This window comes from Streptomyces sp. NBC_01463 (assembly GCA_036227345.1).
Taxonomy (GTDB): Bacteria; Actinomycetota; Actinomycetes; order Streptomycetales; family Streptomycetaceae; genus Streptomyces.
Genome location: CP109468.1, coordinates 2,685,301 through 2,708,548, shown reverse-complemented (window position 1 = coordinate 2,708,548; position 23,248 = coordinate 2,685,301). Strand labels below are relative to the sequence as shown.

General features: G+C 72.0%; 17 protein-coding genes. 15 read left to right on the top strand and 2 right to left on the bottom strand.

The genetic code is table 11. The features are described 5' to 3' along the window. Positions 1-38 precede the first annotated feature (38 nt). From OG521_11725 to gatB, 8 genes are all read left to right on the top strand, one after another. Complete coding sequence (locus tag OG521_11725) at positions 39-728, top strand: SDR family oxidoreductase (protein ID WUW21417.1); 690 nt, start codon at positions 39-41, stop codon at positions 726-728. Between the two features lie 69 nt (positions 729-797). Continuing rightward, positions 798-1,823, top strand: a complete 1,026-nt coding sequence (locus OG521_11720) for a methionine synthase (protein ID WUW21416.1) — start codon at positions 798-800, stop codon at positions 1,821-1,823. Between the two features lie 30 nt (positions 1,824-1,853). Next, the gene (gene ligA, locus OG521_11715; GenBank protein WUW21415.1) at positions 1,854-4,064 is read left to right on the top strand and encodes an NAD-dependent DNA ligase LigA; all 2,211 of its coding nucleotides are present in this window, start codon (positions 1,854-1,856) and stop codon (positions 4,062-4,064) included. A gap of 270 nt (positions 4,065-4,334) precedes the next feature. Beyond that, a complete protein-coding gene (locus OG521_11710) occupies positions 4,335-6,485 on the top strand; it encodes a bifunctional diguanylate cyclase/phosphodiesterase (GenBank protein WUW21414.1) in 2,151 nt (716 codons plus the stop codon). Between the two features lie 378 nt (positions 6,486-6,863). Continuing rightward, entirely contained in the window at positions 6,864-7,160 is a 297-nt protein-coding gene (gatC, locus tag OG521_11705) for an Asp-tRNA(Asn)/Glu-tRNA(Gln) amidotransferase subunit GatC (protein ID WUW21413.1), read from the top strand. A gap of 5 nt (positions 7,161-7,165) precedes the next feature. Then, entirely contained in the window at positions 7,166-8,668 is a 1,503-nt protein-coding gene (gatA, locus tag OG521_11700) for an Asp-tRNA(Asn)/Glu-tRNA(Gln) amidotransferase subunit GatA (protein ID WUW21412.1), read from the top strand. Beyond that, positions 8,665-8,907 (top strand): hypothetical protein, encoded by a 243-nt coding sequence (locus OG521_11695; protein ID WUW21411.1) that lies wholly within the window; start codon positions 8,665-8,667, stop codon positions 8,905-8,907. The genes gatA and OG521_11695 overlap by 4 nt, the downstream gene beginning before the upstream one ends. 16 nt (positions 8,908-8,923) lie before the next feature. Continuing rightward, the gene (gene gatB, locus OG521_11690; protein WUW21410.1) at positions 8,924-10,432 is read left to right on the top strand and encodes an Asp-tRNA(Asn)/Glu-tRNA(Gln) amidotransferase subunit GatB; all 1,509 of its coding nucleotides are present in this window, start codon (positions 8,924-8,926) and stop codon (positions 10,430-10,432) included. A gap of 81 nt (positions 10,433-10,513) precedes the next feature. Here gatB and OG521_11685 read toward each other — a convergent pair whose 3' ends face one another. Beyond that, the gene (locus OG521_11685; protein WUW21409.1) at positions 10,514-10,726 is read right to left on the bottom strand and encodes a hypothetical protein; all 213 of its coding nucleotides are present in this window, start codon (positions 10,724-10,726) and stop codon (positions 10,514-10,516) included. Positions 10,727-10,876: 150 nt separating this feature from the next. On the opposite strand from OG521_11685, the gene OG521_11680 reads away from it, so the two are divergent. Continuing rightward, positions 10,877-13,102, top strand: coding sequence for an MMPL family transporter (locus OG521_11680; GenBank protein WUW21408.1), 2,226 nt, complete (start codon positions 10,877-10,879; stop codon positions 13,100-13,102). Between the two features lie 50 nt (positions 13,103-13,152). On the opposite strand, the gene OG521_11675 is transcribed toward OG521_11680, so the two are convergent. Continuing rightward, positions 13,153-15,633, bottom strand: a complete 2,481-nt coding sequence (locus tag OG521_11675) for a helix-turn-helix domain-containing protein (GenBank protein WUW21407.1) — start codon at positions 15,631-15,633, stop codon at positions 13,153-13,155. A gap of 235 nt (positions 15,634-15,868) precedes the next feature. On the opposite strand from OG521_11675, the gene OG521_11670 reads away from it, so the two are divergent. The 6 genes from OG521_11670 to OG521_11645 all read left to right on the top strand — a co-directional run bounded on the left by OG521_11670 (position 15,869) and on the right by OG521_11645 (position 22,974). Continuing rightward, positions 15,869-16,096, top strand: a complete 228-nt coding sequence (locus OG521_11670) for a hypothetical protein (protein ID WUW21406.1) — start codon at positions 15,869-15,871, stop codon at positions 16,094-16,096. An 83-nt stretch (positions 16,097-16,179) separates the two neighbouring features. Further along, positions 16,180-17,415: a beta-lactamase family protein gene (locus tag OG521_11665; protein ID WUW21405.1), complete on the top strand. Its 1,236-nt coding sequence runs from the start codon at positions 16,180-16,182 to the stop codon at positions 17,413-17,415. A gap of 109 nt (positions 17,416-17,524) precedes the next feature. Then, positions 17,525-18,604: an alpha/beta hydrolase-fold protein gene (locus OG521_11660; GenBank protein WUW21404.1), complete on the top strand. Its 1,080-nt coding sequence runs from the start codon at positions 17,525-17,527 to the stop codon at positions 18,602-18,604. A 35-nt stretch (positions 18,605-18,639) separates the two neighbouring features. Then, entirely contained in the window at positions 18,640-19,341 is a 702-nt protein-coding gene (locus OG521_11655) for a hypothetical protein (GenBank protein WUW21403.1), read from the top strand. Positions 19,342-19,574: 233 nt separating this feature from the next. Beyond that, the gene (locus tag OG521_11650; GenBank protein ID WUW21402.1) at positions 19,575-19,754 is read left to right on the top strand and encodes a hypothetical protein; all 180 of its coding nucleotides are present in this window, start codon (positions 19,575-19,577) and stop codon (positions 19,752-19,754) included. Between the two features lie 58 nt (positions 19,755-19,812). Next, positions 19,813-22,974 (top strand): AAA family ATPase, encoded by a 3,162-nt coding sequence (locus OG521_11645; GenBank protein WUW26649.1) that lies wholly within the window; start codon positions 19,813-19,815, stop codon positions 22,972-22,974. Positions 22,975-23,248 lie beyond the last annotated feature (274 nt).

Sequence of the window (23,248 nt, the reverse complement as noted above, 5' to 3'; positions counted from 1 at the left end):
GTGCCGGGGGTGAAGCGGCGGGTGCGACGATGGGGGGCATGTCCACTCACCTCATCACCGGTGCCGGTTCCGGCATCGGCGCAGCCGTCGCCCGCCGTCTCACCGAGCGCGGGGACGATCTCGTCCTGCTGGCCCGTGACGCGGGCCGCGCCAAGGAACTGGCCGCCCTCCACCCCGGCGCCCGCACGATCGTCGGCGACCTGTCCAACCCGGACCGGCTCTCCTGGGCCTTCGCCCAGCAGCCCGTGCCGGAGCGCCTCGACTCGCTGCTCCACATCGCGGGCGTCGTCGAGCTCGGCCGCGTCGGCGAGCTCACGCCCAAGGCGTGGCACGTCCAGCTCAACGCCAACCTCGTCGCCCCGGCCGAGCTGACCCGCCTCTTCCTGCCCCAGCTGCGCGTCGCCCAGGGCCACGTCCTGTTCGTCAACTCCGGGGCCGGGCTCGCCGCCCACGCCGAGTGGAGCGCGTACGCCGCGAGCAAGCACGGACTGAAGGCGCTCGCCGACTCGCTGCGCCACGAGGAGCACGGCAACGGGGTCAGGGTGACGTCCGTCTACCCCGGCCGCACCGCCAGCCCCATGCAGGCCAAGGTCCACCAGCAGGAGGGCAAGGAGTACGACGCCTCCCGCTGGATCGACCCGGAGTCCGTCGCCACCACGATCCTGATGGCGCTCGACCTGCCGCGCGACGCCGAGGTCAACGACCTCACGGTGCGGCCCGGCCACTGACGGCCCGGGGGCTCACCGTGCGCCCCGGCCGCTGACGGCCCGGGCGGCGGACCGCCGTAGGCTTCCCGCGTGAGCGAGAAGAGCAAGTTCAGCGGGTGCCCGGCCACCGGAATCGGTTCGATGCCCGGAGGGGACGCCCGGGAGGCGGCGAAGACCGTCACCGGCTCCTTCGGGGACGGCCAGGGCGTGCCGTACCTGGCGGAACTGCCCGCACGGGGACCCGGTGCGGACATGATCGGGCGGACCATCGGGCTGCTCGTCGAGATGTACGGACACGTCGAGCCGAGCGGCTGGCGCATCAGCGACCGGCCGGGCCGCGACACCCGCCGGGCCCGGTCCTGGCTCGGCGAGGACCTCGACGCCCTGGAGGAGTTCACCCAGGGGTACGAGGGCCCGCTCAAGGTGCAGGCCGTCGGCCCGTGGACGCTGGCCGCGGCCCTGGAGCGCCGCGGCGGCGAAGCCGTCCTCGGTGACCCCGGCGCCTGCCGCGACCTGGCGGGCTCGCTCGGGGAGGGGCTGCGCGACCACCTCGCCGAGGTGCGGCGCCGGATGCCCGGGGCCCGCGTGATCCTCCAGCTCGACGAACCGTCCCTCACCGGCGTCTTGCTCGGCCGGATCCGGACGGCGAGCGGCTACCGCACCTACCGGGCCGTGGACCGGCAGGCCGTGGAGGACACCCTGCGCGAGGTGCTGGGCGTGGCCGGCGAGGCCGCCACCGTCGTGCACACCTGCGCCCCCGACGTACCGTTCGCGCTGCTGCGCCGGGCCGGTACGGACGGGATCTCGTTCGATTTCTCGCTGCTCACCGAGCGTGAGGAGGAGGCGATCGGGGAAGCGGTCGAGGGCGGGACCCAGCTGTTCCTGGGAGTGGTGCCGGGCACCGACCCGGCCTCGGGCGGATTGTCCGACCCGGGCGGTAGCGTCATGGGTGTCAGGACGCTGTGGCGCAGGCTGGGGCTGAATCCGGGGACTCTGACCGAGTCCGTCGCGATCACTCCCTCGTGCGGTCTCGCGGGTGCGTCGCCCGCGTACGCACGAGCCGCGCTCGCCCACTGCGCCCGGGCCGCGAAATCGCTCGCAGACAACCCTGAGTAACGGGGCACTGGGTAACGGGAGGACGGGACGATGGCCGGCGAACAGCAGACGTCACTGCCAGGCGAACAGGACACGACGGTGCCGGCGGAGGCACGGGAGCGGCACGCGCTCCTCGCCGAGCAGATCGAGGAGCACCGCTTCCGTTATTACGTGAACGACCAGCCGGTCGTCAGCGACGCCGAGTTCGACCGGCTGATGCGCGAGCTGGAGGCGCTGGAGGACAGCCACCCGCCGCTGCGCACGCCCGACTCGCCGAGCCAGAAGGTGGCGGGGCCCTACCGGACGGAGTTCACGTCGGTCGAGCACCGCGAGCGGCTGCTGTCCCTGGACAACGCCTTCGACGACGAGGAGCTGGCCGCCTGGGGCGAGCGCGTCGCCCGGGACGTCGGCGCCACCGGCTACCACTACCTCTGCGAGCTCAAGATCGACGGCCTCGCGGTCAACCTCACCTACGAGCACGGGCTGCTGACCCGGGCCGCGACCCGCGGCGACGGCCGCACCGGCGAGGACATCACGCCCAACGTCCGGACGATCGCGGAGATCCCGCACCGGCTGAAGGGCGACCGCATCCCGGCCCTCGTCGAGGTCCGCGGCGAGGTCTTCTTCCCGATGGAGGGATTCGAGGAGCTGAACGCCCGGCTGGTCGAGGCCGACGACAAGCCCTTCGCCAACCCGCGCAACGCTGCGGCCGGTTCGCTGCGCCAGAAGGACCCCAAGGTCACCGCCTCCCGGCCGCTGCACATGGTGGTCCACGGCATCGGCGCCCGCGAGGGCTTCGAGATCGACTGCCTGTCGCACGCCTACGAGCTGCTCCACGAGTGGGGGCTGCCCACCGCCAAGTACAACAAGGTGGTGGACTCCCTCGCCGGGGTACGGGAGTTCATCGCCTACTTCGGCGAGCACCGGCACTCCGTGGAGCACGAGATCGACGGCGTCGTCGTCAAGCTCGACGAGATCCCGCTCCAGGGCCGGCTGGGCTCGACCTCCCGCGCACCGCGCTGGGCGATCGCCTGGAAGTACGCCCCCGAAGAGGTCAACACCAAGCTCGTCAACATCCGGGTCGGCGTCGGCCGCACCGGCCGCGTCACCCCGTACGCCCAGGTCGAACCGGTCGAAGTGGCGGGATCCGAGGTCGAGTTCGCCACCCTCCACAACCAGAACGTGGTCCGGGCGAAGGGCGTCCTGATCGGCGACACGGTGGTGCTGCGCAAGGCCGGTGACGTGATCCCGGAGATCCTCGGCCCGGTCGTCGACCTGCGCGACGGCACCGAGCGGGCCTTCGTCATGCCCACCCACTGCCCCGAGTGCGGGACGGAGCTGCGGCCCATGAAGGAGGCCGACATCGACGTCCGGTGCCCCAACGCCCGCTCCTGCCCGGCGCAGCTGCGGGAGCGGGTCGCCTATCTGGCGGGCCGCAAGTGCCTGGACATCGACCACTTCGGCTATGTCGCGGCCGCCGCCCTGACCAGACCGCTGGAGCCCGCCGATCCGCCCCTGCGCGACGAGGGCGACCTCTTCGGGCTGACGGTCGAGCAGCTGCTGCCCATCCGCGCCTATGTCCTCGACATGGACAGCGGGCTGCCCAAGCGGGACCCGAAGACCGGCGAGGAGAAGATCGCGACGGTCTTCGCCAACCAGCAGGGCGAACCGAAGAAGAACGCCCTGGGCATGCTCGACGCCATCGCCGCGGCGAAGGAGGCACCGCTGGCCCGGATCCTCACCGGGCTCTCCATCCGCCATGTCGGACCGGTCGCCGCGCAGGAGCTGGCCCGTCAGTTCCGGTCCATCGACCGCATCGACGAGGCCACCGAGCAGGAGCTGTCCGACGCCGACGGGGTCGGCCCGATCATCGCGGCCTCCGTCAAGCAGTGGTTCGCCGAGGACTGGCACCGGGAGATCCTGCGCAAGTGGCGGGAGGCCGGGGTCCGGATGGAGGACGAGGGCGCCGGTGAGGACGAGGGGCCGCGCCCGCTCGAAGGACTCACCGTCGTCGTCACCGGCACCCTGACCGGGCACACCAGGGATGGCGCGAAAGAGGCCCTGCAGACCCGCGGGGCGAAGGTCACCGGTTCCGTTTCGAAGAAGACCTCCTTCGTCGTCGTCGGTGACAACCCCGGATCTAAGTACGACAAGGCGATGCAGCTGAAGGTGCCCGTGCTCGACGAGGACGGTTTCGCGGTGCTGCTCGAACAGGGCCCCGATGCCGCCCGCGAGGCCGCGGTGCCGCCCGAGGAGCAGTAGGAGGGGCGGCCGGCGGGGCCGCGGTGGCACGCCGGAGCGTGAGGAGGAGACGACACACGGTCGGATTCACCCGATCGGCGCATAGCAGATGCTGACGGACGGTCGGTTCGCATTCGGGCAAGAGCTGTAGACCGCTGCCCGTGGACGCCCTCCGCGGCCTACTGTTGGGAGATGCGCCCGCGGCACCCTGCCACCGCACGGGACGGGGCGCGCTGGCACGGAACGGAACCATCAGGTGACATCGGCACCGCCGGCTGTGAGAGGGACGGAATGAAACCGACCGAGAACGCCGCACCGGTGTCGCGGCTGCAAGGTTTCGTCGGCCTCACGCCCACCGTGGGTGCCGTCGTCGTGGCTCTCGCCACCGTCCAGCTCGCGGCCGGCTTCTACCGGACCGTGAGCGGCGGACACGCGCTCTTCCCGGACGGGACGGCCGGCTGGTCGCTCGCCGTCCTCACCGGAATCGTCGTCGGCCATCTCGTCGCGCTCGGCCGTGACCGCTGGTGGGGCGGCACCGGCTCCGGCGCGGCGCTCACCCTCGCCGTGCTCCTCCTCTACGGCTGGGTGCCCGCCGGACTGGTCAGCCTGGTCGTGGTCGTGCTCGTCGGGGTGGCCCGCAGGCACCGCTGGTGGCAGGGGCTGCTGCACGGAGCGGTGGACATCCTGGGCGTGGGCGCGGCGGCGCTCGTGATGGCCGCGTTCGGCGAGGTGCAGACCGTCGAATCGCCCTGGCAGCCACTCGACTGGGGCATCGATGCCGTCCCCGAGGTCCTCCTCGCGGCCTCCACGTATCTGCTCGTCACCCGGGTCCTGCTGTGGTACGCCCGGTCCACCCAGGGCGGCGGGCTGCCGACGGTCGCCCGGACCGCCCTGCTGCGCCAGGGCCTCGTCGCCGTCGCCCTGCTCGGCATCGCCCCGCTGATCTGCGTCGTGGCGATGGCCATGCCCGTCCTGCTGCCGCTCTTCGCGGTCCCGCTGATCGCGCTGGACTCCACGCTGTGGATCGCCCGGGCCCGGGCGGAGGAGCAGCTGCGGGACCCGCTGACCGGGCTGCCGAACCGGCAGTGGCTGCTGGAGCGCACCTGGACGGCCCTGGAGGAGGCCGAGAGCCTCGGCACCCGGGTCGGCCTCGTCCTGATCGACCTCGACCGCTTCCGGGCGGTCAACGACACCCTCGGCCACCTCGCCGGGGACCGGCTGCTGCTGCAGATAGCGGACCGGCTGCGGCTCGCCCTGCCGCGCGGCGCGGAGGCGGCCCGGCTCGGCGGCGACGAGTTCGCCGTCCTGCTGCCGACCGCGGACTCCACCACCAGCGCCCAGCGCGTCGCCCGCCATCTGGTCGCCGAGCTCTCCTCGCCGCTGGACCTCGACGGACTGACCCTGGTGCTGGAGGCCAGCGCCGGTGTCGCCGTCTACCCCGACCACGCGCTGGACGCCGAGGGGCTGCTCCGCCGGGCGGACGTCGCGATGTACCAGGCCAAGCGCGACCGGACGGGCGTGGAGGTGTACGAGTCCAAGCGCGACAGCAACACCCCTGACCGGCTCGGCCTCCTCGGTGATCTGCGCCGCGCGCTGGACGCCGGCGAGGTGGAGCTGCACTATCAGCCGAAGGTGCGCTTCGACGGCCAGGTGGCCGGTCTTGAGGCACTGGTCCGCTGGGTGCATCCGGAGCGGGGCCGGGTCCCCCCGGACGAGTTCATCGCCATCGCCGAGTCCTCCGGTCTGATGCCGCACCTCACGGAGTACGTCCTGGAGACGGCGCTCGCCCAGGTCGCCCGGTGGCGGGCCCAGGGGCTGTTCGTCCCGGTCGCGGTCAACGTGTCCCCGCGCGACGTGCACACCCCCGGATTCGCGGGCGGTGTCGCGGCCCGGCTGGCCCGGCACGGCGTCCCGGCCGGCGCGCTCCAGCTGGAGATAACGGAACACGTGCTGCTGGAGGACCCGCAGCGGGCCGCGGACACCCTCGCGGGGCTGACCGGGCACGGCGTGAAGATGTCCCTCGACGACTTCGGCACCGGCTACTCCTCCCTCGTCCACCTGCGCCGGCTGCCGGTCAGCGAACTCAAGATCGACCGCTCGTTCGTGGCCCGGCTCGCCATCGACCACGAGGACGCGGAGATCGTCCGCTGCACGATCGACCTGGCCCACTCACTCGGTCTGCTGGTGGTCGCCGAGGGCGTCGAGGACGACGAGACGTGGGAGCGGCTGCGGGACCTGAAGTGCGACGCGGTCCAGGGGTGGCTGGTGGCCGCCGCGATGCCGCCGCAGGAGACGACCGCGTGGCTGCGGGCCCGGGGCGAGCACGGCTGGCGGCGGCCCTCGGAGCTGGCGGCCGCGGCGGCGGCGGCGGTCGTGACGCCGCCCGAGCTGGAGCAGCGCCCGTCCGGACGGGCGGTCAAGTCGCGGCCGGCGACGACGTAGGGCGGGCCGGGGCGCGGGCCGCGGTGAGGCGGCCGCGGCCACCAGTGGCCGTTTTGTCCTCAATCGCCGGACGGGCTCGCTCGCGCCGGCGGCGGCTGCGTCCCCGGGCGCGGGGCGGGTCTGCCCCGGGTGGCCGTACCCCGTTGTGAGGACCCCATAGGATTAGGGGGCCGGCAGCACATTTCCACCTGCCGCGCGACGCCTGGCACGCACGCTCGCCGCGTTGCCGAAACGCTCACGTGGCTCCGCCACGAGGGAGTTCCGGCGCCTTGCGATCGCACGCACCGGACGCCGCGCGGCCCGTCCTTCGGACGGACGGCGGAAATGGGCTGCCGGCCCACCAGCCAAAACCGCACACCAACCCCTGAGGATCGCTGCATGCCTGGCATCACGCGCGAGGAGGTCGCCCACCTCGCCCGGCTGGCGCGTCTGGAGCTGAAGGGCGAAGAGCTCGATCACTTCGCCGGTCAGCTCGACGACATCATCGGCGCGGTCGCCCGCGTCTCCGAGGTCGCCGACCAAGACGTACCGCCGACCTCCCACCCGCTGCCGCTGACCAACGTCATGCGGGCGGACGAGGTCCGTCCCTCGCTCACCCCCGCGCAGGCGCTCTCCGGCGCCCCGGCCCAGGAGCAGCAGCGTTTCAAGGTGCCGCAGATCCTGGGGGAGGACTAAAAGCCATGACGGACATCAGCACCATCATCAAGTACACCGCCGCCGAGATCGCCGCGAAGATCGCCTCGGGCGAGCTCACGGCCGTCGAGGTCACCGAGGCCCACCTGGCCCGCATCGAGGCCATCGACGAGAAGGTCCACGCCTTCCTGCACGTCGACCGCGAGGGTGCCCTCGCGCAGGCCCGCGCCGTCGACGCCAAGAAGGCGGCCGGCGAGAAGCTCGGCCCGCTCGCCGGTGTGCCTCTCGCGCTCAAGGACATCTTCACCACCGAGGACATGCCGACCACCGTCGGCTCCAAGATCCTCGAAGGCTGGGTCCCGCCGTACGACGCGACCGTCACCAAGCGGCTGAAGGCCGCCGACGTCGTCATCCTCGGCAAGACCAACATGGACGAGTTCGCCATGGGGTCCTCCACCGAGAACAGCGCCTACGGCCCGACCGGCAACCCGTGGGACCTCACCCGCATCCCGGGCGGCTCCGGCGGCGGCTCCTCCGCGGCCCTCGCGTCGTTCGAGGCCCCGCTCGCCATCGGCACGGACACCGGCGGCTCCATCCGCCAGCCCGCGGCCGTCACCGGCACCGTCGGCGTCAAGCCCACCTACGGCGGCGTCTCCCGCTACGGCATGGTGGCCTTCTCGTCCTCCCTCGACCAGGGCGGTCCCTGCGCCCGTACGGTCCTGGACGCGGCGCTGCTGCACGAGGCCATCGCCGGCCACGACCCGCTCGACTCGACGTCCATCGACGCCCCGGTCCCGCCGGTCGTCGAGGCCGCGCGCAACGGCTCCGTCCAGGGCATGCGCGTCGGCGTCGTCAAGCAGTTCTCCGGCGAGGGCTACCAGGCCGGTGTCGTCCAGCGCTTCAACGAGTCGGTCGAGCTGCTGAAGTCGCTCGGCGCCACGGTCGTCGAGCTGGACTGCCCGTCCTTCGACCTGGGCCTTTCGGCGTACTACCTCATCGCGCCGTCCGAGTGTTCCTCGAACCTCGCCCGCTTCGACGCCATGCGCTACGGCCTGCGGGTCGGCGACGACGGCACGAAGTCCGCCGAGGAGGTCACCGCGCTCACCCGCGAGGCCGGCTTCGGCGACGAGGTGAAGCGCCGCATCATCCTCGGTACGTACGCGCTGAGCTCCGGCTACTACGACGCGTACTACGGTTCCGCACAGAAGGTCCGCACCCTGATCACGCGGGACTTCGAGAAGGCATTCGAGCAGGTCGACGTGATCGTCTCCCCGACCACGCCCACCACCGCCTTCCCGATCGGCGAGCGCGCCGACGACCCGATGGCCATGTACCTGGCGGACCTGTGCACCATTCCGACCAACCTGGCCGGCAACGCCGCGATGTCGCTCCCCTGCGGCCTGGCGCCCGAGGACGGCCTGCCGGTCGGGCTGCAGATCATCGCCCCCGCCATGAAGGACGACCGGCTGTACAAGGTCGGAGCCGCCGTCGAGGCCGCGTTCGTGGAAAAGTGGGGTCACCCGCTGCTTGAGGAGGCTCCGTCGCTATGAGTGCCATGGCTAAGAAGGCCAAGAACTTCAAGAAGTCCAAGACCGGCGTGTACGTCGCGCTCGGCAGCACCGCGTTCGGTGCGATCAGCGTCGCCAAGCAGGCGAAGCTCGCGCGCAACGACAACGACATGCTGCGGCTCGTCGACGCGGCTGTCTCCGCCGCCGCCATCGTCACCGGCCTCGCGATCCTCTATCGCGAACTGAAGCGTCTCGGCGACGACGACGTCCTGCTGGGCTGAGAGGGAAAGTTTCACCGTGACTGTCATCGACCTGGAGTCGTACGAGGACGCCCTCGCGACGTACGACCCCGTCATGGGCCTCGAAGTCCATGTAGAGCTCGGCACCAAGACCAAGATGTTCTGCGGCTGCTCCACCGAGCTCAAGCAGGACGCGAACTCGCAGACCTGCCCGGTCTGCCTCGGGCTGCCCGGCGCGCTGCCGGTCGTCAACGAGATCGGCGTCGAGTCCGCCATCAAGATCGGTCTCGCGCTGAACTGCGAGATCGCCGAGTGGTGCCGCTTCGCCCGGAAGAACTACTTCTATCCGGACATGCCGAAGAACTTCCAGACCTCCCAGTACGACGAGCCGATCGCCTTCGACGGCTATCTGGACGTCCAGCTGGAGGACGGGGAGATCTTCCGGGTGCAGATCGAGCGCGCCCACATGGAGGAGGACACCGGCAAGTCGACGCACGTCGGCGGCGCCACCGGCCGTATCCACGGCGCGTCCCACTCCCTGCTCGACTACAACCGCGCGGGCATCCCGCTCATCGAGATCGTCACCAAGCCGATCGAGGGAGCGGGCGCGCGCGCCCCCGAGGTCGCCAAGGCGTACGTCGCCGAGCTCCGCGAGCTCATCAAGGCGCTCGGCGTCTCGGAGGCCCGCATGGAGATGGGCCAGATGCGCTGCGACGTGAACCTGTCGCTGCGCCCGCACGGCCGCGAGAAGTTCGGCACCCGCTCCGAGACGAAGAACGTGAACTCGCTGCGTTCCGTCGAGCGGGCCGCCCGCTTCGAGATCCAGCGCCACGCCGCGGTGCTGAACTCCGGCGGCACGATCGTGCAGGAGACCCGGCACTTCCACGAGGAGGACGGCTCCACCACGGCCGGCCGCATCAAGGACAACGCCGAGGACTACCGCTACTTCCCCGAGCCGGACCTGGTGCCGGTCGCTCCGGCCCGTACCTGGGTCGAGGAGCTGCGGGGCGGCCTTCCCGAGCTGCCGCGGCTGCGCCGCGCCCGGCTCAAGGAGGAGTGGGGTGTCTCCGAGCACGACATGCAGTCCATCCTCAACGCGGGCGCGGTCGAGCTGATCGTCGCGACGATCGACGCGGGTGCGCCCGCCGACCAGGCCCGCAAGTGGTGGATGGGCGAGCTGGCCCGTAACGCCAACGAGACCGGCCGCGGTCTCGACGAGCTGGGTGTCACCCCCGCGCAGGTCGCCCGGGTGGCCGAGCTCGTCACCTCCGGTGATCTCAACGACAAACTGGCCCGTCAGGTCCTGGAGGGTGTCCTCGCGGGCGAGGGCGACCCGGACACCGTCGTCGAGAAGCGCGGCCTGAAGGTCGTCTCCGACGAGGGCGCCCTGTCCACGGCCGTGGACGAGGCCATCGCGGGCAACGCCGCCATCGCGGACAAGATCCGTGGCGGCAAGGTCGCCGCGGCCGGTGCGCTCGTCGGCGCCGTCATGAAGGCCACCCGTGGCCAGGCGGACGCGGCCCGGGTGCGTGAGCTGATCCTGGAGAAGCTCGGCGTCGAGGGCTGAGTTCCTCCCGTACGACCCCGAAGGGGCGGCGCTCCCGGTTCCCACCGGGCGCACCGCCCCTTCGCGCACGACGCGACCGCGTCACCTCTTGAGCGTCGGGGCTCCGAGGATCAGGCTGCCCATCTCGCAGGAGTCGGCGGGGTCGGCGTACGAGATGCTCAGCCGGAGCACACCGGTGACCGGGACCGTGATGCCATGGTCCGGCCGCCCGTCGCCATCGCGCCGCGCCGGGCGGGTGACCGTCCCCGTGGGGCGACTGCGCCCCCGCCGTACGGCGGTGCGCATGTCGCTCATATGTGGACCTGACCGCTGTGAGTAAGGCCACGAAACGGGCAAAGGATCACAGTTGGCTGTCAGAGTGACGGTTCTCAAGGTCATGCGTTCTCACACGGACGGTCCTGCCGGACGTCCGTGGAGGCCACGAACCCGCAGGGAGTACGTCCCTTGGCTGCCATCGCCCGCTGGTGCGTCACGCACCGCCTCCTCGCCGTACTCATCTGGCTGTGCGCCCTCGGCGGTACGGCGGCCGCGGCGGGATTCGCGGGTTCCGCGTACTCCAACGACTACGAGGCGCCCGGCACCGAGTCGGGCCGCGCGGCCGACCTGCTGAAGAGCGGCTTCACGGATCTCGGCGGCGACACCGACACCATCGTGTGGCACACCGACGACTCCACCGTGCGGGCCGCCGGGGTCACCCAGAAGATGACCGCGGTCCTCCACACCGTCGAGCGGCTGCCGGGTGTGGGGGCCGTGAGCAGCCCGTACACGGACGAGGGCGCCGCGCAGATCAGTACCGACGGGCACACCGCGTATGCCACGATCACCTTCGACCGGCAGGCGGACGACGTACCCGCCGGGCAGGCGCAGGCCGTCGTCGACACGGCGAAGGCCGCCGCCGGCGACCACCTCCGGGTGGAACTGGGCGGCTCCGCCATAGCCCTCACCGAGGCACCGGCCGCGCACCTCAGCGAGGCCGTCGGGGTGGCCGTCGCCGCCGTCGTGCTCTTCCTCGCCTTCGGCTCGCTCGCGGCCAGCATGCTGCCCATCGCGACCGCCCTCGTCTCCGTCGGCACGGCGTACGCGGGCATCGTGCTGCTCGGCCATGTGATGACCGTCGCCGACTTCGCGCCCATGCTCGGCATGCTGATAGGGCTCGGCGTCGGGATCGACTACGCGCTCTTCATCGTCACCCGCCACCGCAGAGGGCTGCGGCGCGGCATGACCGTCCCCGACGCGGCGCGGCACGCGGTCGCGACCACCGGACGTGCCGTCGTGTTCGCCGGCGCCACCGTCTGCATCGCCCTGCTCGGCATGCTGATCCTGCGGCTGAGCTTCCTCAACGGCGTGGCCATCGCCGCCTCGCTCACCGTCGTGCTGACCGTGGCGGCCTCCGTGACGCTGCTGCCCGCGCTGCTGTCCCTCATCGGTATGCGGGCGCTGAGCCGGCGCGAGCGCGGACGGCTGGCCGCGCACGGCCCGCAGCCGGAGACGCCCACCGGCTTCGCGCACCGCTGGTCCGCCTTCGTCGAACGGCACCCCAAGCTGCTAGGCGGCGTCGCCGTCCTCGTGATGCTGGTCCTCGCGCTCCCCACCTTCGCGCTCCACCTGGGCAGCTCGGACCAGGGCAACAACGCGAAGACCTCGACCACCCGGCAGGCGTACGACCTGCTGGCCGAGGGGTTCGGCCCCGGCGTCAACGGCCCGCTGACCATCGCCGCACAGCTGGACGGCGCCGACGACCGGCTCGCGATGGACGGGCTCCCCGCGACGCTGCGCGCCGCCGAGGGGGTCGCCTGGGCCTACCCGGTGACGTACAACTCCAGCGGCGACACCGCGTACGTCACCGTCGTCCCCGACTCGGCGCCGCAGTCCCGGCAGACCAGCGAGCTCGTCGAACGGCTGCGTACGGACGTCCTGCCGAAGGCGTCCGCCAACACCTCGCTGGAGGCCCATGTGGGCGGGGTGACGGCCAGCTACGACGACTTCGCGCAGGTCATCATCGGCAAGCTGCCGCTCTTCATCGGCGTCGTCATAGGGCTCGGCTGTCTGCTGCTGCTGATGGCGTTCAGATCGGTCGGCATCCCGCTGAAGGCCGCGGCGATGAACGTGGCGGCGGTCGCCTCCTCGTTCGGTGTCGTCGTCGCCGTCTTCCAGTGGGGCTGGGGCAGCGAGCTGCTGGGTCTCGGCAGCGCCGGCCCCATCGAACCCTTCCTGCCGGTGATCATGGTGTCGGTGCTCTTCGGCCTGTCCATGGACTACCAGGTGTTCCTGGTGGGGCGGATGTACGAGGAGTGGCTGGAGACCGGCGACAACCGGCGCGCGGTCCGGGTGGGCCTCGCCGAGACCAGCCGGGTGATCAACTCGGCCGCTGTGATCATGATCTCGGTCTTCCTCGCCTTCGTGCTCAGCGGTGACCGGGTGATCGCCATGTTCGGCATCGCGCTCGCCGCGGCCGTGGCCCTGGACGCGTTCGTCCTGCGCACGCTGCTGGTCCCCGCCCTGATGCACCTGCTCGGCGGCGCGAACTGGTGGCTGCCGGGCTGGCTGGACCGGCGGCTGCCGCGCATCAGCATCGAAGCGCCCGACAACGGAGCGCCCCGGGCGAAGATCCCGGGAGCGTACGCGCCGGAGAGCGACGAGACCGCTCCGGCCGCGCAGCGCGTCCACTGACGGCGGCGCGGGCCGGCCGGCCGACCGGAACGGAAGCGGCCGGCCCCGGCTCAGTCGTTCTGCAACAGCCTCGGGGCGCCCGTACCGAACCGCGCCGGTGCGTACGTGCTCCGGTGCTCCCGGTACGTGCGGGCGAGGTGGTGCTGGAGCCGGATGTGGCGGAACTGGTACACCGCGCCGGTCTGGCGCAGCACGCCCCGGCGGTAGGCGTCGTCCAGGAAGGCAGCCGGGTCCCGGGGGAGCTGCCCGGTCAGGGGCAGCCAGACCCGCGACAGGACCAGCCACCGCCCCCAGGCGGTGAACGAGAGCGCGTACGCGCACGTGCCGCCGAGCCCGCCGGTCACACCGATGACGAGCCCGTCCCCGGCCCGCCAGATCAGCGTGCCGAGGGGGCCGTCGAGCAGTCCCGTGATCACCTCCCCGCCGAACGCGATCGCCAGCGTGAGCGCCGGGACGAGGACGAGCACCTGCCGGAGCACCGTCGCGCGGTTCGAGGCCAGCAGACCGGCGGGGGTCGCCGCGGAGGTGACGTCCAGAGGCGCTTCGAGCACCGCCATGACCCCGAAGACGAGTCCGGCGCCGACGCCGAAGATCAGGCCGAGGACCAGCATGTTGATGAGCGTGCCCCTGATCACCAGCTCGTCGGAGAGCGGGATCCCGTAGAACAGCCGGCGCTGGAGCGCGAGAGCGGCGGCGCAGCCGGCGCCCATCACGAATCCGCCCGGCAGCACCGCACCGAACCGGGCGGCGAACGTACGCACCGGTCTGCGTCCGGCACCGGTGCGCGCGCCCGGCAGCCGCAGCCGGACATGGGCGGGCTCGAAGGCCGCGGTGCCGAACCGGACCAGGATCGCGTGGACGCAGCCGAAGGCCAGACCGGCGGCCGTCCCCATCGCACAGCCCAGCATGAGGGCCTCGCCGACCGGGAACGGCAGATTGATCAGATTGACGCACCACACGGCGAGCGCGACGCAGAGGGCCGAGGACACCACCACCGACAGCAGCCGCGTGGACAGCCGCAACGACGCACCGATCCGCCACCAGGCGAGGTCCTGCTGGTCGCCGTCGAGCTGGGCCAGATGGTGGGCGAGGTAACTGAGCCAGTGCTCGGCGCGCTCCGGGTCCCGGTGCCGCTCCCGGCGGCCGGTCGCGCTCCGCTCGGCGACGCGGCGCCGGTAGACCGTCGGCACGAAACCCGCCAGCAGATGTTCCTCCAGGGCGTTCTCGTCGGGGAAGCGCTCGGCGTCCAGCAGCTCCACCGGATCCCTGTCGGAGGCCTCGCTGTACATCGTCCGCGCCAGGACGATCATGAGCGGGGTGCTCAGGACCCTGGTCAGCGGGGCGTCGGCCGCACCCTCGTGGGCGCGCAGCCCGTCCAGTACGGGGGTCCAGACGGCCGTCCCGTCGCGATCACTCCGCGGGACCGGCCGCGCCGTCCTGGGCAGGTAGCCGGCGAGGTCGTCGAGGGTCAGATCGGTGAGTTCGAGACCGGCGGCCCAGACCAGCGGGGTGCCCGTCTCCGCGACGGCTTCGGCGAACTCACCGCGCCGGCTGGTCAGGACGAGCGGGAGCGAGGTGTCGTTGAGCGTCTCCAGCGCGGTGCTCCGCAGCCCCTCCGCTATCTCGTCGAACCCGTCGAGGACCGGCAGCACGAGACCGGCGTCGACCAGTGCCGCGGCGAGCGTCGAACCGGACGGGGTCCGGCGGGTGAGATGCGGATGGTCCCGGACCAGCAGGTCGATCAGCCAGTCCCGTAACGCGACGGCCGTGGGGTCCCAGGATCCGAGGCTGAAGATGACCGGCACCCGGTCGTCGGGTGCCCGGGCCTCCAGGTGGTCCAGGACGAACCTGATCGTCAGCACCGATTTGCCGGATCCGGCCCGGCCGAGAACCACGAGCCGCCCGGACAGGATGCGCCGGTAGACCTCGGCCACGCTGCCCAGATCGCCGCTCAGGTCCACGCCGCCGGATATCGCGCCGGGCGGCAGCCGCTGGATGTTCTCCGAATGATCGGTGAGGGACGCGGGCGCGTCCTGCCAGCGCACGGGGAGCGGAAACGGGTCATGGACCCGCCGGTGTTCCTCCTCGCGCCGCCACCGACGTCTGATCTCCCGCGCCAATTCCGTCGCGGCGGAGGTGAGTTCGGTGAGTTCGGTGAGGTCGCCGTGAAGGGCAGCAGGCGTGGAACGCTCTTCCGGCCGGGAGGCCGGGGCGGGAACCGATGCGGAATCCGGTACGGAAAGGGGCGCGGAATGCGGGACCGCGAGTCCGCCCGGCGGTCCGGAATTCGCGGCGGCCGGGGCCGCCGCCGGACTCGCCAGCGTGGCCGCCAGCCTCTGACGGTCCTCGGGCCCGGCCTCCAGGGCGTCCGCCAGCAGGTTCACCGTACCCAGCCGGTGATCGCTGGATCCGCCGGTCTCCAGCCTGCGGATGGTGCGCACACTCACCCCGGAACGCGCCTCCAGCTGTTCCTGTGTCAGCCCCGACCGCTTTCGCAGCCGGCGCAGCAACAAGCCGAGCTGATCCGTCACTTCGACATCCCCTCCGCAGCCGAGCGTGTGCGCCGGTGAGCCTATCGTGACGACCGGTCATATATGGCCGGTCGCTTGTCCTGTCCTGCGACCAGCGCGAACGCCACGATCAGTGGTGCCCGGTGCGCCGACACGGGGCGGCGCACCGGGCAGGGCATTCGAGAGGCAACCGGCGCGCAGCCGGACCGGACCGCCTCTCCCGGACTTCTCCTGCCACGACCGACGAGGAGTGGACATGGCCTATCGATTCTGGTGCGGCGAGTGCGGTTTCAAGACGCCGTGGATGGGCGAGTCCCAGGGGGCGCAGCGCCAGCTGGACCACTACCTCAAGCAGCATCCCGGAATTCCCGCCGGCGGTCATGTGCAGACCGACCGGAGGCGCCCGAAGGGAAGCATCGGATTCCTTCACATGGCGGGAATCGCGATTCTGCTGCTGATCATCGTCGTCGCGTGTCAGGGCTGACGCGCGACCGGAATGCGGCAGGACGGCCGCACCACACATCGGAAACGCTCGCTGACGACAAAGGGGACGGAATGAGAGTGAACATGCTCGATGTAATCGGGACAGGCTTCGCGGGGGAAAGGGAGAATGCGGCGGGCGCGGAGAGCGAGCGCACCGAAAGCGCCGCCCGGCAGCCCTTACGGAAGCGGAGGCACCTGCGCCGACTGCTGCCGGCCGCCGGGCTCGCCTGCCTCCTCCTGACCGCCGCCGCCGTCCCGGCGAACGCCGCCGGCCCGACCCCGGCGGACATCCTCCGGGCCGGAGCCCAGCAGGGCGTCGCCGACGGATACCCGGGTGTGATCGGCATGGTCAGGAAGGGCGACACCACCCAGTACGTGCAGGCGGGAGTGGGCGACCGTACGACCAAGGTCCCCGCGGACCCGAAGGCGCAGTTCCGGATCGGCAGCAACACCAAGGCGTTCATCTCCACCGTGCTGCTCCAACTGGAGGGCGAGAAGCGGCTGTCGCTGGACGACACCGTCGCCAGGTGGCTGCCGGGAGCGGTCGCCGCCAACGGCTACGACGGCTCCACGATCACGATCCGCCAACTGCTCAACCACACCTCGGGCCTGCCCGACTACCTCAGCGCCCTGCAGATCAACGGGCCGTACTTCCTCAACACCAACCCCCGGGAGGTCCTGCCGCCGCAGACGCTGGTCAACGTCGGCCTCGGACTGCGAGCGCCGACGTCCGCACCGGGGGAGAAGTTCGGCTACTCCAACACCAACTACGTCCTCGCGGGAATGGTGATCAAGGCCGTCACCGGTTCGGAACCGGCCGCGGAGGTCCAGCGGCGCATCATCGAGCCGCTCGGTCTGCGCGACACCACCTTCCCCACCGCCGACCCCGCGCTCTACGGCAACCACCTCCACGGCTACGCGATCCGGGCGATCTTCATCGGCGACGACACGGTCTCCAACGTGCAGGTCACCGGGAGCGCCGGCGCGATCGTGTCGACCATGGACGACCTGGCCACCTTCACCCGGGCGCTGCTGACCGGACAGCTCCTGGAGCCCGCGCAGCTGGCCGAGCTCAAGACCACCGTCCCGGTGACCGCCGACGCGGGCTACGGACTGGGCATCGAGCACATGAAGCTGCCCTGCGGAAAGTGGGCCTGGGGACACAACGGTGCCGTGCTCGGCTACTTCAGCGAGTGGATCACCAGCGAGGACGGTACCGAGCAGGTACTGCACGCCAACAACGAGTTCCACATGCTCGCCGGAACGCAGGGACAGGCCCACACGGGCAAGGCCATGACGGACGCGTTCTGCGCGCTCTGAGAACCGCGACCGGAGGGGGAGCCCCGGCGGCCGGGCCGGTCCACGGCCCGGCCGCCGGGCCGGCTCTCCCCTCACCGTGAGAGCCACCCGCTCTCGGAGAGGACACCCGATGAGGACCCTGCTGACCTCCTGGCGAGGACGGACCCGGGCGGCGCTGGCCGCCGCCGCGCTGACCGCGGCCGCGACGCTCGCCGCTCCGCCCGTACACGCCGTGGGCGTCGCGCCCCCGGTGCTGCACGACGGCTTCGGCCTGACTCAGGTCGCCGAAGGCGCCGAGGCGCGCTCGGACACCGACTTCACGGTCACCGTGACCACCGGACAGGTCTCCGGCCCGCACCGGATCCGCATCTTCCTGCCGAGCGGCTACCGGGCGTCCCCGGACAAGCGGTGGCCCGTGGCGTACTTCCTGCACGGCGGTGGCGGAACCGTGGACGACGCAGGCGCCGCACCGGCACTGCATGCGGACTCGATGATCACCGTCGTACCGGACGCCGGCCTGAAGAACTGGTACGCCGACTGGCAGATGCAGAACACCTCCGTGGGCGCCGCGAACTGGGAGACCTTCCACCTCGACCAGGTCGTCCCGTTCATCGACGCCAATCTGCGCACCCTCGCCGACAGGAGCCACCGGACCGTCGTCGGGCTGTCCATGGGCGGTTTCGGCGCACTGCACTACGGCGAGGCCCGGCCCGATCTCTTCGGCCACGTCGCCTCGCTGTCCGGCGGGATCGACTTCGGCATGGCGGAGGTCCGGGCGGCGGTCCTGGCCACCGAACTCAACGTCACGGGCGCCTGGTGCGCGGTGAGTACGTCCAGCCCGGCCGGCACCGGCCGGTGCACCGGATACGGGCCCACCGTCGACAGCGACGCGATCTTCGGCTCCCCGTACCCGGTCCTGGGCGCGGACCGCATCTGGAACGCGGTCGACCCCGCAGCCCCGGCCAACCTCGCCAGGCTGGAAGGAGCCGAGGTCACGCTCTACACCGGCAGTCAGGGGCCGATCGACCACTTCACCCGCATCGCCACGAAGAACGTCAAGGCGCGCCTGGATGCGCTCGGTCTTCCCAGCCGCCTCGTCGACTACGGCGACGGATCGGCGCTGGCCCCCACCTGTGACGGAGGGCACAACTACGGCTGCTGGGCACCGGCGCTCGCCGACTACATGGACCGGCTGGGACGGGCACGTTAAGAGGGTTCTCATCTGCCGCCCCTAGCGTGCGGCAGATGAACCCCACAACTCCCACTACTCCCACCGCTCCCGTCGCCGAGGGCGACGACGAGCAGCAGAACGCCGCAAAGAACGCAAAGGACGCAAAGACGGCAAAGTCTGCTGACATCGCGAACACCGAGCAGAGGGACGGCACCGGCAGCACCGAGGACGCGGCGCCGCGGCTCGACAAGGCGCCCGCGTCCGACACCGGCCTGGACCAGGACACCGATCCGGACCAGGACACCGGCCCGGACCAGGACGCCGATCTGGAGCAGGAGCTGGACGACGAGGCCACCAAGGAGTCCTCCCGTCTCGCCGCCGCGGGCGCGGGCATCGTCTCCGTCGGACTCGGCATCGTCTCGCTCAGCGGGGCCTGGAGCGGCCGGGTCGCCGCCGAGCGCGAGACGCTGATCGGGCAGATCAAGACGTCGTCCGGCGGCTCCGCCGGACAGCAGATCTCCGAGATCTACGGCGACGCGTGGCACGCCACCGCCCTGGTCAACGGCCTCTTCGGGCTGGTCGCGCTGCTCGTCGGCAGCTACGTCCTGGTCCGGCCGGCGTTCGGTCAGCCGTCCGTGCACCCGCAGGCCGGCTGGGTCCGCGCCGTCGCCAAGGGCGGCATCGTCCTCGGTGCGCTGGGCGTGCTGATCGCCGTCGCCATGTACTTCGATCTCATCGTCGCCCTGCCGACCGCGCCGGCCGCACCCGCCGGCTAAGGGCTGTCCCGCCCTCAGGGCGTGCTTCGGGAGCCCCGCCGCCCGGTCTAAGGCATGTCCGGGCGCACCGCCCGGCCGCGTCGGGCGGCATGAGGCACTCCCTAAGGCCCCCGGGCCGTCACAGATGCGGCACACGCCCGATGTGGCGGCACCCCCTGGGGGACGAGAGTGGTGGCACGGCAGAAGCACTGCCGCCACCGAGGCCCAACGGGCCCGTCCCCAGGGGGAATCACATGTACGAGCTCGAACTCCACAAGGTCCTCTCGGCCGAACTCATCCGCCGTGCCGACCGCGAGCGACTCGTCCGGGAGGCCCGCCGGGCCCGCCGGGCGGCCCGCGGCAGTGCGGGCCAGGAAGCCGAGAGGACGGTGAGTGCGGACCAGGACCGGGAACGGTTCGCGCACGCCGCCTAGGGAACCGACGACGGTGCCCGTTCAGATTCCGGCGCTCACGCTGTCGGAGCCGTGTGCGATGCTCGGCGACGTGGAGACCAGGTCAGTCAGTCCCGTGTTCGTCGGCCGCACAGGCGAACTCACCGCGCTCACGGACGCGCTCGCCCGCGCCACCGCCCGGGGCACAGCCCCGGCCGGCGGTGGCGGCGGCGAGCCGCAGGCGCTGCTCGTCGGTGGCGAGGCGGGCGTCGGCAAGACCCGCCTGGTCGAGGAGTTCCTCGCCGTGGCACTCCGCCGCGAGGCCGTCGTCGCCGTCGGCGGCTGCGTCGAGATCGGCGCCGACGGCCTGCCGTACGCCCCCTTCTCCACCGCCCTGCGCGCCCTGCGCCGCACCCTGCCCGACGAGATGGCCGCGGCCTGCGCGGGACAGGAGAGCGAACTGGCCCGGCTCCTGCCCGAACTCGGCGAGACCGGCCGGGACGCGGCCGACGAACACGGCACCGCCCGCCTCTTCGAGCTCACCGCCCGGCTCCTGGAGCGCATCTCGGCCGACCGCGCCGTCGTGCTCGTCCTGGAGGACCTGCACTGGGCCGACTCCTCCACCCGGCACCTGCTCGCCTACCTCTTCCGTACGCTGCGCAGCGGACGACTCGTCGTGATCGGCACCTACCGCGCCGACGACATCCACCGCCGCCACCCGCTGCGCCCCCTGCTCGCCGAACTGGACCGGCTCCGCACCGTCCGCCGCATCGAGCTCTCCCGCTTCAACCGCGCCGAAGTCCGCCGCCAGCTCGCCGGCATCCTGGCCACCACCCCCGAACCCGCCCTGGTGGACGAGATATTCGAGCGCTCCGACGGCAACGCCTTCTTCGTCGAGGAGCTCGCCTGCACCCTGGACTGCGACGACCGGGCCGGACTCCCCGACTCCCTGCGCGACCTCCTCCTGGTCCGGGTCGAAGCCCTCACCGACGACGCCCAGCGGGTCGCCCGCATCATCGCCGAGGGCGGCTCCGCCGTCGAGTACGAGCTGCTGGCCGCCGTCGCCGGCCTCGCCGAGGACGACCTCATCGAGGCCCTGAGGGGAGCCGTCGGCGCCAATCTGCTGCTCACCACCCCGGAGGGCAACGGCTACCGCTTCCGGCACTCCCTGGTCCGCGAGGCCGTCAGCGACGACCTGCTCCCGGGCGAACGCTCGCGGCTCAACCGCCGTTACGCCCAGGCCCTGGAAGCCGACCCCACCCTCGTCCGCGACGGGGAGCGGGCCACCCGCCTGGCCAGTTACTGGTACGGGGCGCACGACCCGGCCAAGGCGCTGCCCGCCGTCCTGAAGGCCTCCGTGGAGGCCCGCCACCGCAATGCCTACGCCGAACAGCTGCGGCTGCTGGAACGGGCGATGGAGCTGTGGGACGACGTCCCCGACGAGACCCGCGGCACGCTGCGCCCCATCGACTACGCCGAGGTGTACCCGGCCTGTGGCCGCGACGGTTCCGCCCCGCTGAGCCATCTCGACCTGATGGCCGAAGCCACCGTCGCCGCCCGCTTCGGCGGCGACCGCGAACGCGCCCTCACGCTCTGCAAGAAGGCCCTGCGCACCCTGGAGGGCGAGGACGACGCCCTGCGCTCCGCCTGGTTCTGGGTCCAGCGCTCCCGCCTGGTCCAGGACGTCGCCCGCGGCGACGGCTGGGACGAACTGGCCAGGGCGGAGGAACTGGTCCGCGGCCTGCCCCCGTCCGCCGTGCACGCGGAGGTCCTGATGAGCGTGGCCGGCTGGGGCGCCCTGCACCAGCCGGGCGCCGACACCCTCGCCGCGGCCGAGCGGGCCGTGGAGTACGCCCGGCTGGTCGGCGACGAGTACATCGAGCTGCACGCACGGCTCACCCGCGGCTGGCTCAACGCCGACGCCGGAGCCGTCGACGAGGGCATCGCCGAGATGTACGCCGTCCGCGACCGGGCCGACGAACTCGGCCTCGTCGGCATCATGGGCCGCGTCAGCATCAACCTCCCCTCCACCCTCGAAGCCATGGGCCGTTCCCTGGACGCGGTGGCCGCTGCCGACCACGGCATCGAGATCTGCCACAACCACGGTGTCGCGGACATGGAGGCCTGGGCCCGCAGCAACCAGGCCATGTCGCTGTTCTCCCTCGGCCGCTGGGACGAGTCCCTCGCCACCACCGAGGCGGCCGCCCGCAAGAGCCTGTCCCGCAAGTCCCACGGACTGGTGGCCGCGCGCCGTACCGAAGTGGCCCTGGCCCGCGGGGACCTCGCCGAGGCGGAGACTCAACTCGCGCTGACCAGGCGGAGCTTCGGGTCCAGCGATCCGCAGCCGCAGCACTTCATCAGCCCCGTCCGCCACGCCATCACCATCGCGGTGCAGCAGGGGCGGCTGCCGGAGGCGCGGGCCGCCTTCGAGGCCCAGGCGGCGCAGGGCTTCCCGCCCGGCACCCAGCGGTACGCCTTCCCCATGCTGCACGTCGTCGCGGCGGCCGAGGCCGACGCCCGCGGCCTGCCCGCCACCGAACCGGGCCGGCCGGGCATCCTCGCCCTCGTCCGGAGCCACCTCAAGCGGCTGCCGGCGCTCGTCCCCATCTGGGCCGCCTACGGGGTGCTGATCGACGCCGAACTGGCCCGTGCCGAGGGCCTCGACACCCCGGACCACTGGTCCGGCGCCGCCCGGGCCTTCGCCCCGCTGCACCGCCCGTACGAACTGGCGCAGATCCGCCACCGCTGGGCCGAGGCCCTGCTCATAGCCTCCGGCGACCGGACCGCGGCCACCACGCTGCTGCGCGAGGCCCACGGCACCGCCCGGCGCCTGGGCGCGCGCCCGCTGACCGAGACCATCGAGCTGCTGGCCGGCCGCGCCCGCATCACCCTCACCGACCCCGACGCCGCCCCCGGCCGGGCACCCGCCTCCGACGAGGCGATCCCGCTGGCCGTGACCGTCCCGGACCACGGCGAGGAGCAGGCCGGGGGAGGCCCGGACCACACGGAGGAGCAGCTCCGGGCCGCGGCGGCCGCCGCGGTGGAGTCCTTCGGGCTGACCCCGCGCGAACAGGACGTGCACCGGCTCGTCGCCGCCGGCCACACCAACCGCAGGATCGCCGAGGAGCTCTACATCTCACCCAAGACCGCGAGCGTGCACGTCTCCAACATCCTGGCCAAGCTCGGCGTCAGCGGCCGCGGCGAGGCGGCCGCGCTCGCCCACCGGCTGCGGCTGTACCGGATGCCGAAGGACGCCGTCTAGGGTCTTTCGTTTGGATCAGGCTGGATCAGGGAGCGGGGTCCGGTGCGTGCGGCTGCAAGGCGGAGGAGGGAGTCGGATGGGGTCTCCCCTGCTCGAGCGAAGCCGAGAGCCTGGGGAAGGAGCATGGGCGACCGACGACAACGCGGGAGGGGGCCCCTCCCTGCTCGAGCGAAGCCGAGAGCTTGGGGGAGCGCGTGCCGGGGCCCGCGAGCCCGGCATGATCCGAACGAGAGGCCCTAGGGCCGCGCTCCCGCGCCGGACCGGACCGGTCCTC

Excerpts from the sequence above, each read along its gene's own strand:
- OG521_11725 (WUW21417.1), top strand. The coding sequence starts at position 39 with ATGTCCACTCACCTCATCACCGGTGCCGGTTCCGGCATCGGCGCAGCC.
- ligA (WUW21415.1), top strand. The coding sequence starts at position 1,854 with ATGGCCGGCGAACAGCAGACGTCACTGCCAGGCGAACAGGACACGACG.
- OG521_11710 (WUW21414.1), top strand. The coding sequence starts at position 4,335 with ATGAAACCGACCGAGAACGCCGCACCGGTGTCGCGGCTGCAAGGTTTC.
- gatC (WUW21413.1), top strand. The coding sequence starts at position 6,864 with ATGCCTGGCATCACGCGCGAGGAGGTCGCCCACCTCGCCCGGCTGGCG.
- gatA (WUW21412.1), top strand. The coding sequence starts at position 7,166 with ATGACGGACATCAGCACCATCATCAAGTACACCGCCGCCGAGATCGCC.
- OG521_11695 (WUW21411.1), top strand. The coding sequence starts at position 8,665 with ATGAGTGCCATGGCTAAGAAGGCCAAGAACTTCAAGAAGTCCAAGACC.
- OG521_11685 (WUW21409.1), bottom strand. The coding sequence starts at position 10,726 with ATGAGCGACATGCGCACCGCCGTACGGCGGGGGCGCAGTCGCCCCACG.
- OG521_11670 (WUW21406.1), top strand. The coding sequence starts at position 15,869 with ATGGCCTATCGATTCTGGTGCGGCGAGTGCGGTTTCAAGACGCCGTGG.
- OG521_11665 (WUW21405.1), top strand. The coding sequence starts at position 16,180 with ATGCTCGATGTAATCGGGACAGGCTTCGCGGGGGAAAGGGAGAATGCG.
- OG521_11660 (WUW21404.1), top strand. The coding sequence starts at position 17,525 with ATGAGGACCCTGCTGACCTCCTGGCGAGGACGGACCCGGGCGGCGCTG.
- OG521_11655 (WUW21403.1), top strand. The coding sequence starts at position 18,640 with ATGAACCCCACAACTCCCACTACTCCCACCGCTCCCGTCGCCGAGGGC.
- OG521_11650 (WUW21402.1), top strand. The coding sequence starts at position 19,575 with ATGTACGAGCTCGAACTCCACAAGGTCCTCTCGGCCGAACTCATCCGC.
- OG521_11645 (WUW26649.1), top strand. The coding sequence starts at position 19,813 with ATGCTCGGCGACGTGGAGACCAGGTCAGTCAGTCCCGTGTTCGTCGGC.